General features: G+C 34.1%; 11 protein-coding genes and 2 pseudogenes. 8 read left to right on the top strand and 5 right to left on the bottom strand.

What is annotated here, in order from left to right; all coding sequences use genetic code 11:
* Positions 1-93 precede the first annotated feature (93 nt).
* Positions 94-1,077: a GMP reductase gene (gene guaC / locus ABH957_RS09315; protein ID WP_002068771.1), complete on the bottom strand. Its 984-nt coding sequence runs from the start codon at positions 1,075-1,077 to the stop codon at positions 94-96.
* Between the two features lie 271 nt (positions 1,078-1,348).
* On the opposite strand from guaC, the gene ABH957_RS09320 reads away from it, so the two are divergent.
* Together ABH957_RS09320 and ABH957_RS09325 are read left to right on the top strand one after the other, a co-directional pair.
* Complete coding sequence (locus ABH957_RS09320; protein WP_404511036.1) at positions 1,349-2,314, top strand: lysozyme inhibitor LprI family protein; 966 nt, start codon at positions 1,349-1,351, stop codon at positions 2,312-2,314.
* Between the two features lie 179 nt (positions 2,315-2,493).
* The gene (locus tag ABH957_RS09325; RefSeq protein ID WP_219300729.1) at positions 2,494-3,939 is read left to right on the top strand and encodes a DEAD/DEAH box helicase; all 1,446 of its coding nucleotides are present in this window, start codon (positions 2,494-2,496) and stop codon (positions 3,937-3,939) included.
* 44 nt (positions 3,940-3,983) lie between these two features.
* On the opposite strand, the gene ABH957_RS09330 is transcribed toward ABH957_RS09325, so the two are convergent.
* On the bottom strand, positions 3,984-4,544 hold the full coding sequence (locus ABH957_RS09330) for a DUF1836 domain-containing protein (protein ID WP_372488433.1): 561 nt from the start codon (positions 4,542-4,544) through the stop codon (positions 3,984-3,986).
* Between the two features lie 164 nt (positions 4,545-4,708).
* Here ABH957_RS09330 and trhA point away from each other — a divergent pair, with 164 nt between their 5' ends.
* Positions 4,709-5,356: a PAQR family membrane homeostasis protein TrhA gene (gene trhA / locus ABH957_RS09335; RefSeq protein ID WP_105586729.1), complete on the top strand. Its 648-nt coding sequence runs from the start codon at positions 4,709-4,711 to the stop codon at positions 5,354-5,356.
* A 184-nt stretch (positions 5,357-5,540) separates the two neighbouring features.
* Positions 5,541-6,557, top strand: coding sequence for a UDP-glucose 4-epimerase GalE (gene galE, locus ABH957_RS09340; protein ID WP_002016440.1), 1,017 nt, complete (start codon positions 5,541-5,543; stop codon positions 6,555-6,557).
* A 49-nt stretch (positions 6,558-6,606) separates the two neighbouring features.
* Here the strand turns inward: galE and pelG are convergent.
* Positions 6,607-6,846 (bottom strand): annotated as a pseudogene (pelG, locus tag ABH957_RS09345) (exopolysaccharide Pel transporter PelG); the annotation flags it as partial.
* On the opposite strand from pelG, the pseudogene ABH957_RS09350 reads away from it, so the two are divergent.
* A pseudogene (locus ABH957_RS09350) lies at positions 6,833-7,288 on the top strand (putative glycoside hydrolase); the annotation flags it as partial. The pseudogenes pelG and ABH957_RS09350 overlap by 14 nt on opposite strands.
* A gap of 117 nt (positions 7,289-7,405) precedes the next feature.
* Here the strand turns inward: ABH957_RS09350 and ABH957_RS09355 are convergent.
* The gene (locus tag ABH957_RS09355) at positions 7,406-7,807 is read right to left on the bottom strand and encodes a hypothetical protein (protein ID WP_002143948.1); all 402 of its coding nucleotides are present in this window, start codon (positions 7,805-7,807) and stop codon (positions 7,406-7,408) included.
* Positions 7,808-8,330: 523 nt separating this feature from the next.
* Between ABH957_RS09355 and ABH957_RS09360 the strand changes: the two genes are divergently transcribed.
* Together ABH957_RS09360 and ABH957_RS09365 are read left to right on the top strand one after the other, a co-directional pair.
* Complete coding sequence (locus tag ABH957_RS09360) at positions 8,331-8,921, top strand: AmiS/UreI family transporter (protein ID WP_002068662.1); 591 nt, start codon at positions 8,331-8,333, stop codon at positions 8,919-8,921.
* A gap of 43 nt (positions 8,922-8,964) precedes the next feature.
* Positions 8,965-9,909, top strand: a complete 945-nt coding sequence (locus ABH957_RS09365; protein WP_404491402.1) for an NAD-dependent epimerase/dehydratase family protein — start codon at positions 8,965-8,967, stop codon at positions 9,907-9,909.
* An 88-nt stretch (positions 9,910-9,997) separates the two neighbouring features.
* Here the strand turns inward: ABH957_RS09365 and sodA are convergent, their stop codons facing one another.
* Positions 9,998-10,624 (bottom strand): superoxide dismutase [Mn], encoded by a 627-nt coding sequence (gene sodA, locus ABH957_RS09370; protein ID WP_404511038.1) that lies wholly within the window; start codon positions 10,622-10,624, stop codon positions 9,998-10,000.
* 217 nt (positions 10,625-10,841) lie between these two features.
* On the opposite strand from sodA, the gene ABH957_RS09375 reads away from it, so the two are divergent.
* Entirely contained in the window at positions 10,842-11,912 is a 1,071-nt protein-coding gene (locus ABH957_RS09375; protein WP_002089906.1) for a nitric oxide synthase oxygenase, read from the top strand.
* The last annotated feature ends 239 nt before the right edge of the window (positions 11,913-12,151 follow it).

Raw genomic sequence — 12,151 nt, forward strand, 5'->3', positions numbered from 1 at the left:
AAAATTCAGTGAAATGAAAATATTCCACATTTTTATACATGAAAAAGAAGGACAAGCATAAAAAATGCTTGTCCTTCTAGTTAAATTTATAAATTAATATACTTTGTCACCGTTGAAAATAGAGTTTTTCACGACTACATAATCTACAGTACGAATTGCGTCTAATTTTGTTCCACCAGCGTAAGAGATAGAAGATTGAAGATCTTGTTCCATTTCGATTAAAGTGTCTTCTAAAGAACCTTTATGCTCAACGAACATTTTCTTACCTTCAACGTTTTTCTTCTCACCTTTTTGGAATTCAGAAGCTGAACCGAAGTACTCTTTATAAAGTTTGCCATCTTTTTCGATTGTTTCCCCTGGAGACTCTTCATGACCTGCGAATAGAGAACCGACCATAACCATAGTTGCTCCAAATCGAATTGATTTAGCTACGTCGCCATGTGTACGAATACCACCGTCAGCGATAATTGGCTTACTTGCAGCTTTTGCACACCAGCGAAGTGCAGCTAGCTGCCAACCGCCAGTTCCAAAGCCTGTTTTAATTTTAGTAATACAAACTTTACCAGGTCCAATGCCAACTTTTGTTGCATCAGCACCAGCGTTTTCTAATTCTCTTACCGCTTCTGGAGTTCCAACGTTTCCAGCGATAACGAAGCTTTCTGGTAAATGTTTTTTAATATGTTGAATCATGTTGATCACAGCGTTAGAGTGACCATGTGCGATATCGATTGTAATGTATTCAGGTGAAAGTTGCTCAGCAGCTAATTGTTGTACGAATTCGTACTCGTCTTCTTTAACACCAACGCTGATTGAAGCAATTAATCCACGTGATTGCATATCTCTAATGAATGAAATTCGTTTCTCTGGTTGGAAACGATGCATGATATAGAAGTAATTATTTTCAGCTAAATAAGTTGCGATTCTTTCATCAATAATCGTTTGCATATTTGCAGGTACAACAGGTAATTTAAATTTATGTTTTCCTAAAGTGACAGTTGTATCACATTCAGATCGGCTATTTACAATGCATTTTGCAGGAATTAATTGAATATCTTCATAGTCAAATACGTTTTCCATCATTTACACCCCTAAAATACGAATATTTTATTTTTATTGATTGAAAATGTTCGTCCATAGGATAATTTACATCATTTTCAGTAAGAAGTCAAAGATTTTCTTAACGTTTTTTTAAAAAGAAGCCAATATATTTTAAAAATAACGTTAAAAACGAATTTAAATAGATTTCTTATGCATAATGTTCGTTTATAAAAAAGAAAGGAAAGTTGCGATAATTGCATAAGATTGTATGTATGCTTCTTATTTTGAGCGAGGGGGCTGGGGAAATACTATGAAAAAATTAATACTAATAATAGGAATAACTTTGTTGGTTACTGCCGGATGTAGCAATAATGATGCATTTGATAAGGCAGAGAAACAAGGAGATTTAGCATTGGAAAATAAAGAATACGATAGAGCAGTCGCATCTTTTGAATTAGCATTAGAAGAAAAGAAGGATGATCGGGAAGTAAGACTGAAGGTGAATCAAACAAATAAAATGATTGAAGCATTACAGGAAAGTAATATAGACCGAGCAATTTCGTTATTGAGGGAAATTGAAAATGATTCTGCTAGTTCAGTTATATTAGCCAAACAAGCAAAAGAAAAACGAGAAGTTTTAGCTAATCAAAAAGATGAGGAAGAAAAATATAAGCAAATGCTAGTTAAAGTAGAGGAGTTGAAAAACGAGCAGAAGTTTGCGGATGTAAAAGAGCAACTTAACGTAATTATTAGGGAAACGAAAGGGAAAGAACAGTTTAAAATATATTATCAAAATGCGAATGAACAAATTATACAGAGTGTGCCGAGGGCGGTAGATGTAGATAAAACAAAAGATGAGAACCGTAAGGAAGAAAAAGTAATAGAAGAGAAGCCGAAGAAAGAAAGTGTTATTACCGGTCAGAAGGCAGAATATATTACTAAACTAAATAGTATTGAGGAGAGTTTGAAAAAGCTCGATTACTTATATGAGAACGGAATTACAACTGAAATGAAAGAAGGGGAAGTTAAAAGATACGATGCATGGGATCAAGCTTTAAATGAGATTTATGCTGTTTTGAAAAAGCAACTTTCTACAAGTGAAATGAACACTTTGAGAGAGAAACAGCGTGAATGGATTACGTATCGAGATCGCAAGGCGGAAGAAGCTTGGAATGAATCTGGGCGGGGAACATTATCAGGGATAGCAACTATTTCATCGAATGCAAATAGTACGAGGGAAAGATGTTATCAGTTAGTTGAGCAATATATGGAATAATATTTTTAACAAGTTTTTAAAATAGAAGATCCTTTTGTTTAGTCAGGCGAATCACGAATGATTCGCCTTTTTATGTGAGCTTTCAAGTATAATGAATAAGGTCATAATAAGGTATATGATGATTCATTGATAGGAAAAGCGAAAAAAGAAAATAATACAGAATAAAAAGAGGTTAACATATGAGTAAAAAAAGTTTTGCTGATTATGCATTAAGTAAAGAAATTGTAAGAGCACTTACTGGTTTAGGATATGAACATCCAACGGAAGTGCAAGGAGAGGTTATTCCAGTTGCCTTGCAAAAGAAAGACCTTGTCGTGAAATCACAGACTGGAAGTGGAAAAACCGCTTCATTTGGCATACCACTTTGTGAAATGGTGGAGTGGGAAGAGAATAAGCCACAAGCTCTAGTTTTAACACCGACGAGAGAGCTTGCGGTGCAAGTAAAAGAAGACATTACGAATATAGGTCGTTTCAAAAGAATTAAGGCCGCTGCAGTTTATGGTAAATCTCCATTTGCACGTCAAAAATTAGAGTTAAAGCAAAAAACACATATTGTAGTTGGGACTCCTGGCCGTGTGTTAGATCATATTGAAAAAGGTACCCTTTCTTTAGAGTGTTTGAAGTATTTAGTTATTGATGAAGCGGATGAAATGCTGAATATGGGTTTTATCGATCAAGTAGAGGCAATTATTGACGAATTACCTAAAAAACGAATGACAATGCTATTTTCAGCAACACTTCCAAAAGATGTTGAAAAGTTATCTCGTACGTATATGGATTCGCCAACGCATATTGAAATTAAGGCTACCGGGATTACAACAGATAAGATTGAACATACACTTTTTGAGATGAGAGAAGAGGAGAAGCTTTCACTTCTTAAAGATGTAACAACGATTGAGAATCCAGATAGTTGTATTATTTTTTGCCGTACGCAAGAAAATGTAGATCACGTATTTCAACAGTTAAAGCGGGTTAACTATCCTTGTGACAAAATACATGGTGGTATGGTACAAGAAGATCGTTTTGAAGTTATGGACGATTTTAGAAAAGGGAAGTTCCGTTATTTAGTAGCGACAGACGTAGCTGCTAGAGGAATTGATATTGATAATATTACACATGTTATTAACTATGATATTCCATTAGAAAAAGAAAGTTATGTACATCGTACGGGAAGAACGGGACGAGCTGGTAATAACGGGAAAGCTATTACATTCATGACGCCGTATGAAAATAGATTTTTAGAAGAGATTGAGGAGTACATTGGCTTTGAAATTCCAAAGGCACTTGCACCTTCAAAAGAAGAAGTTATGAAAGGTAAAGCAGTATTTGAGGAAAAGATACATGCTAAACCAATTATAAAGAAAGATAAAAATGCAGGCCTAAACAAAGGAATTATGAAATTGTACTTTAATGGCGGGAAGAAAAAGAAAATTAGGGCGGTAGATTTCGTCGGTACAATTGCTAAAATTAAAGGTGTTACAGCAGAAGATATAGGCATTATTACAATACAAGACAATGTTTCTTACGTTGAAATATTAAATGGAAAAGGACCACTTGTTTTAAAAATTATGAAAAACACAACGATTAAAGGGAAACAATTAAAGGTTCATGAAGCAATTAAGTAAACAAAAAAAACTATCCACCTCTAACAGATGGATAGTTTTTTTGTTTAAGTTTCTTTGAGGTCATCAACTAATTTCTCTGCTAAACGTCTATACATATTACTCATAGTCACGAAGGATGTTAGTAATAAAAACTTTTCTAGCTTTGGATCTTCTAAGGAAGAAACCTCGTTTACTTCCTTAACACGGTTATTCACGTCTTGCTTAAAGCTTTCCACATTGGTGTCAGTAAGAGAAAGGTAATCTTTATATAGAGTGTTTAATTCGAATGTATCATCGTTTATTAACGGTGCATTTATATTTTCTAAGGAGCTTTTTATATCATTAATGGAAAGAGCTCCTTTTAATTGATAAATTAAGCTGATTAAAATCATATGTTCTTTTGAATACTTTTTATTTTTGATAGGGATGAATAATTTCCCTTTTGCGTAATTGTTAATCATTGTTTTTGTTAATACTTTTTCATCATTAGTTCTCGTTGTATCCACATAAGTATTCTCAAATAGTTGGACAACTTGGTCTACATATAAGTCGACATTTGGGATATCCTCAAGTTTAATACTTTTTTCTAAATGTAATGATTCAAGTAATTTATTTATATTTTCCACGTAGAACCCCTCACTTTTATAACTTAGTGGAACTTAATGTTTAGTATATCTTTAAATATGGTATTACGAAACAAATGAATTGTAAATGTTGACCCGCACGGAAAATATGTATATAATTACATGTAGTTATTAAAACTACATGTAATTATATGAGGGGTGTTTATATGAATGTTTATGTAAGAGAACCAGTTAATGCATTTACTCACTTAGGAGGAGCTGTATTATCATTTATTGCATTATTAGCTATGCTTGTGAAAGTTTCTGTTAAGATGCCATCTGTTGCTGCAATTACAGCTGTTATTTTATTCGGTATCGGGATGATGGTCCTTTATATGGCATCAGCTGTGTATCATAGTGTCGTAGCTAGTGAACGTGTTATTTATTTCTTTAGGAAGCTAGATCATTCTATGATTTTCATATTAATTGCAGGTACATATGCACCCTTTTGCTTAATTACATTAAATTCGGCAAATGGTTTACTATTATTCTGTTTAGTTTATGCAACGGCAATTTGTGGTATTGTTTTTAAAATGTTTTGGTTTAATTGTCCAAGATGGTTATCGACAGCAATTTATCTTCTGATGGGTTGGCTAATTGTTCTATTCTTTGCACCGCTAGCTGAGAATCTAAGTACAGGAGGTATTATTTTCTTAGTACTTGGAGGCATTTTTTATACAATTGGTGGGTTTATTTACGGTGCGAAGCCAAAATGGTTGGAGTTTAAATATATGGGACACCATGAAATTTTTCATGTTTTTGTATTGTTAGGTAGTCTTGCACATTTTCTAAGTGTATATTGTTACGTAATTTAATCAAAAAACGCCACGCGATGTCTGTTATGTGGCGTTTTTTTTATTACCTGATTTGAATCGTGTATTGTACAAAAAATCATGGGATAAAATGTAAGTTTCTGTGTTCGCATAATAAACATATGATAAGAAATATGTGATATACTTTGAGAAGTTTATAATGAATGAAATATGGAGGACTATAATTATGGCAATACTTGTAACAGGTGGAGCAGGATATATTGGTAGTCATACATGCGTAGAATTACTAAAAAACGGTTACGAAATTATAGTAGTAGATAATCTTTCGAATAGCTCAGTAGAGTCTATAAATCGAGTGACAGAGATAACAGGAAAACAGTTTAAATTTTATAAAGAAGATATTTTAAATCGAGAAGCACTTGATACGATTTTTGAAGAAAATACAATTGAAGCTGTTATTCACTTTGCAGGCTTTAAGGCTGTAGGGGAATCAGTAGAAATTCCGTTAACGTATTATCATAACAACATTACAAGCACATTAGTGCTATGTGAAGTGATGCAGAAGCATGATGTGAAGAAGATGATCTTCAGTTCGTCTGCAACAGTGTATGGTATTCCAGAAACATCACCAATTACGGAGGAGTTTCCATTAAGTGCAACAAATCCATATGGTCAAACGAAATTAATGATTGAACAAATTATGCGTGACGTAGCATTTGCGGATGCAGAATGGAGTATCACATTACTTCGTTATTTCAACCCATTTGGTGCACATGAAAGTGGACGTATTGGAGAAGATCCAAACGGAATTCCAAATAACTTAATGCCATATGTAACACAAGTAGCAGTAGGGAAGTTAAAGGAATTAAGTGTATTTGGAAATGACTATCCAACAAAAGATGGCACGGGTGTCCGTGATTATATTCATGTTGTAGACTTAGCAAATGGCCATGTAAAGGCGCTTGAAAAGGTACTTGGCACTACTGGGATAGATGCATACAATCTCGGTACAGGTACTGGTTATAGTGTATTAGAAATGGTTGAAGCATTTGAAAAAGTTTCAGGCAAGGAAGTTCCTTATAAAATTACGGAACGTCGTCCTGGTGATGTGGCAGTATGTTTTGCAGATGCATCGAAAGCGAAGCGTGAATTAGGATGGGAAGCAAAACGCGGATTAGAAGAGATGTGTGCAGACTCTTGGAGATGGCAATCAAATAACAAAAATGGCTATCTAGAAGTTTAATAAACAGATAAAAAAATGACCTTTTGCGGGAGCAAAAGGTCATTTTTATTTATTTATTTCCATTAAGTTTATTAGCAAATTTAGTAAAGAAAGTTCGCCTTTTTATAGGAGTATTTGACTGACAAAACGTATAGTAATCAATATCTTTAATGTAAGTAAAGAGTCTAGAAATAGCATATAAGAATGTAATAGAAGATCCGAGTGCAAAACTAATACCGTAACCATTAAATCCAAATGGAAGTAGAAGAAGACTTAATAACAGGTTTGCAAAAAAGAACAGGGCTGATGATCATTACAGAGGTATTGTTGTTAACAAAGTAAAACAGCAAATTATTGGAAAAGGAATAGATGGGGTGTTTTTAGATACAGCTGGTGATATTGATGACTATTTTTATGATCAGCCGTCTACACAAGGGAAATTTCGAGAAGCATATGTAAATTTATTAAAAGAAATTAAAAGTGTTGATTCCAACCTGCTTCTTATACAGAATTGGGGATTTGACACAATCAAAAATACATCCTTGAATTTTATACATGGTGTATTGTGGGAAGACTTCAATAAACAAGTTATTGCGAAAGATGAATGGAGTCAAAATTGGATGCGTTATTTTAAACAACAAAGCAATAAAATTGTAACGTTTACCGTGACCCCAGATAATGTATCTAAAAAATATAGTTCTACAAATGGATTTGTTCCTACAATAAATCCGAATGATATTTATGATAAATAGCAAGTTTTCAAAATGAGAAACTATCAAGATTGACTATCACGCTTTAGGTCAGTAATACGATTATCTTATAAAGATAAATGTATTACTGACCAGCCCCTTTCACATAATAGGGGAGATTTAATGAATTCGAACGAGTTGTTTATGGTATACTGTATTACCTTCTTGGCTTGTATATGGCGGGATACTTCGCCCAAAACAATTTGCAACAATATTGGAGTGGCCAGGATAAGAAATACGGATTTCATACAAATCAATAGAGTCATCTAAATCAGCATAAAAAACTGCTAAGTGGTTGCCTTGTAAAATATATGGGAATGCTACTTCCGTATTTTCACCAAGTAGTACAGGTAATTTTACAGGATTAGAATAGTTAGACCAATCCCAAACCTCTATAGTTACATGGTGTGTGTAATATGCATCTAAATTTACAATGTTTACTACTGCTGAAACAGTTGCAGGCTCTCTTGTTAATACACCTGTGGAGTGAAAAACAAAATGATTTGGATAATGAAGAGGCATAAATATCAAACCTTTCTAAATTAATATGAGTGTACGATATTCTATGCAAATAATTAATAGAATGAGATAGGGAAAATGTATCATTCTACTAATTTTTTATAGAAATTCAAAACGTAGTATTGAAAAGTATTCCAACACTTGTATCATTGTTAGAGTACGTTTATAATCAAGGAATCCTATTTCATGTTTTGATAGGGTTATTTATTATTGAAAGCGTTTTAAATTTGTTATTTTTTAAGGTAGGAAGTCTGACTTATTCAGATTAAAAATTATGTATGTAGTTTTAAATAGGAAGAAAAATAATAAAGTGAAACTTTAATCAGTGGGTGGGGGTTGTTCATCCCCACTGATTATTAGCCTTCACCAATCGGGCTTTACGGGCAGTTGATCTCCCACTTAACTTCTTTGCTCCAGCTGAATTTTGAGGTGGGAGTTTTACTGCTCGTTAATGCGGGATAAAGTATCACTTTATATTGTGGGGAGGTTAAAAGTGTGAAAGGGAAAGATTTTCACACGAATATATATGGGTTACGTAGGATTATTACTTTCAGGTGCAGCTTTATTTTTAAATAGTCTTGTCATATTAGGCAAAGTAGAGATGAAAAGTGCAGGTGTCTTTAATTTATTTGTGGGGGCATTACAAATTATCATTCCGTTCTATTTGATTATGATTTCTGATCAAAGTAATTGGACGGTATATTCATATGCGGCTACTTTTTTATTTGGTTTAACTTATTTATATGTAGGCGTTACTTTTATTAAAGGAATGGATAGTAGTGGACTAGGCTGGTTCTGTATTTGGGTAGCAATTATTGCTTTATTCTATATGATTGTTTCATTTGTTCAATTCCACGATGTTGTTAATGCGTTAACATGGTTTATGTGGGCATTACTTTGGTATTTATTCTTTGTATTAAATGCACAAAAAAAGAATATCAATCAATATCTTGGCAGAATTGCCTTTGTACAATCATGGGTAACATTGACGTTGCCTTCACTCTTTTATTTTATGGGAGTATGGGGCGAGGGATTCATATATGAACTATGGGTTTATGTATCAGTAATTTCTATTTTATATTGCTGCTATTGTATTTTTAAATATCGAGTACGTTAATGTATCGTGTGTAGAAAAAACATGGAATCGTTAAACTGATTCCATGTTTTTTTATTTTAGCGTTTATAATAATAGAGGTAGTATTTTACAATTTTTGAAAACGGGGATGATGAAGGTGAAAAAAGTATTGGTGCTAGGGGGAACAAGATTTTTTGGTAAACATTTAGTAGAAGTACTGTTGCAAGCTGGACATGATGTAACGATTGCGACGAGGGGAGTTACTGAAGATTCCTTTGAAGGTGCAGTAAAAAGACTGATTGTAGATAGAGAAGATGAGAGGCTACTAGAAGAGCGTTTTGAAGGTAAAAGTTATGATATCGTATACGATAATTTATGCTATAGCTCGAATGCAGCGAAGATAATATGTGAAGTGCTAAAAGGAAAAACGAAGAAATACATTATGACATCTTCAATGGCTGTCTATGAGCCTGCGCTAGGCCTGTTAGAAGAAAACTTCAATCCGTACGAGTATACAATTACGTATGGAGGTAGGAATGATTTCAATTATAGTGAAGGTAAGCGATTAGCCGAAGCAGTTTTATTTCAACATGCAACATTTCCAGTTGTCGCAGTGCGTTTTCCAGTTGTTATTGGAGAAAACGATTATACGAAAAGATTACAATTTTACGTTGAACATGTTGTGAAACAAGAGTCTATCGTTGTGGATCATGTAGATGGAGAGTTGTCATTTATACATGAAAAGGAAGCAGGACAGTTTTTAGCTTGGTGCGGGATGGGAAACATAGAAGGGCCAATTAATGCTTGTAGTAACGGGGTGGTTTCTACCAGAGAAGTTATTCGTTTCATAGAAGAGAATACCGGGAGAAAAGCGCTCATTCAAGAAGTAGGAGATAATATAGCTCCTTATAATGGAGTGATTAATTGTACGTTACATAATGGAAAGGCTCGTGAATTAGGATTCCCGTTCCGAGAGTTGAAATTAGAGACGGAAAAAGTTTTACGTTATTACATAAATACAATGAAATAATCATAAATCCCCCGGTGGCAATCCGGGGGATTCTGGAGGATTTCGACAATACTAATTTTACATTACCAAATTTACCTTATACGCACGACTAATGTGTTTGTGATTGAATTGCTTGTAAATACTTTTCATTTACCAGGTCCCAGTTCACCGTATGCCACCAGTTGGTAACAAATTCTGGACGCCGATTTTGATACTTTAAATAATAGGCGTGTTCCCATACATCGATGACGAGTAATGGAATTTTACCTTCTTGCAAAGGTGTATCTTGATTGGGTGTACTCATAACGGAAAGTTCCTCACCGTCAAGAACAAGCCATCCATAGCCACTTCCAAAACGACTAATAGCTGCTTTGGAAAGTTGATCTTTTAAGTTGTCAAAGGTATTGAAATAATAATCAATTACTTTTGCAACGTCTCCATTAGGCTCACCGCCACCTCGCGGGCTCATTAATTCCCAAAAAAGACTATGACAATAATGTCCACCACCGTTATTTCTGACAGCTGTAACAATTTCTTTTGGTAAAGTTTCTAAATTACATAGTAACTCTTCTAAAGAGTTATTATGTAATTCCGTATAGTTTTCTAAAGCGGCATTCAAGTTATTTACGTATGTCGCATGGTGCTTTCCATGATGAATAGAAAGCGTGTTGCTATCGATATATGGCTCTAGTTCATCATAGTCATATGAAAGCTTTGGCAATTGAAATGAAGACATAACATTCCCTCCTTTCTTATTAAAAAGTTGGTCTAGGTAAAAATAATTTACCTGAGTCAAAAATACACCTATTTTTTATACAAGTCAATAGTAATCTCTTTAATTTTCTGAAAAATATTACAATAAAAGTAACACTTCGAATTTCATTTGTGACTCTTATTCTTTTTGCTTATACTGTAAAGTAGTAACGTTTTGTTGAAATAGAAGGAGATCGTTTATGAGTAAAACGAAACAATTAATAGAGGAAGCGAGTCATTTTATTACGGTTTGCTATAAAGAGCTTAATAAAGAACAATTCATAGAAGAGAGAATAAAAGAAATTCAAGTTGAGATAGAGAAGACGGGGACGTATGAGCATACATTTGAAGAACTTGTTCATGGATCACGAATGGCATGGCGCAATAGTAATCGATGTATCGGAAGACTATTTTGGAGTAAGATGCACATATTAGATGCACGTGAGGTAAATGATGAGGAAGGTGTATACAATGCATTAATTCATCATATTAAATATGCAACGAACGATGGGAAAGTTAAACCGACAATTACAATTTTTAAGCAATATCAAGGTGAAGAAAATAATATACGAATTTATAATCACCAATTGATTCGGTATGCAGGATATAAAACAGAAATGGGAGTGATTGGTGACTCTCATTCCACTGCGTTTACAGATTTTTGTCAGGAACTTGGCTGGCAAGGAGAAGGTACGAATTTCGATGTATTGCCACTTGTGTTTTCTATAAACGGGAAGGCACCTATATATAAAGAAATTCCGAGAGAAGAAGTAAAAGAAGTGCCAATTGAACACCCAGAATACCCGATTTCGTCACTTGGAGCAAAATGGTATGGGGTTCCAATGATTTCAGATATGTGCTTAGAAATTGGCGGTATTTCTTATACGGCAGCCCCGTTCAATGGATGGTATATGGGAACGGAGATTGGGGCTCGTAACTTAGCGGATCATGATCGCTATAATTTACTTCCGGCTGTTGCGGAGATGATGAAGCTCGATACATCGAGAAACGGTACGTTATGGAAAGACAAGGCGCTAATTGAATTAAACGTGGCTGTTTTACATTCTTTTAAAAAACAAGGAGTTAGTATTGTAGATCACCATACAGCTGCACAACAATTTCAACAATTTGAGAAGCAGGAAGCGGCATGTGGACGGGTTGTAACAGGTAATTGGGTGTGGCTCATTCCACCGTTGTCGCCAGCTACCACTCATATTTATCATAAACCGTATCCAAATGAAATTTTGAAGCCGAATTTCTTTCATAAATAATAGCTAGTATAGTTTTTTTTCTGCAAAATATAATTTTTTTTAATTACTGTTACGTAGCAAATGGAAGCCTTTACTATCGGCTATTTTTGGAAAGGGCTTTTTGAACCAAGGAGTTCCTTATGTTATAATCAAATTTCTGTTTCGAAGACCTTATAGAAATATAAGGTCTTTTGTTTTGCTTTTTTATGTAATAGGAATAGAAATTTTCTTTTAAATAAGGGATTTAGCATATTTTTAGG

The sequence above is a fragment of the Bacillus sp. RC242 genome, assembly GCF_044908245.1.
GTDB classification, from domain to species: Bacteria; Bacillota; Bacilli; order Bacillales; family Bacillaceae_G; genus Bacillus_A; species Bacillus_A mycoides.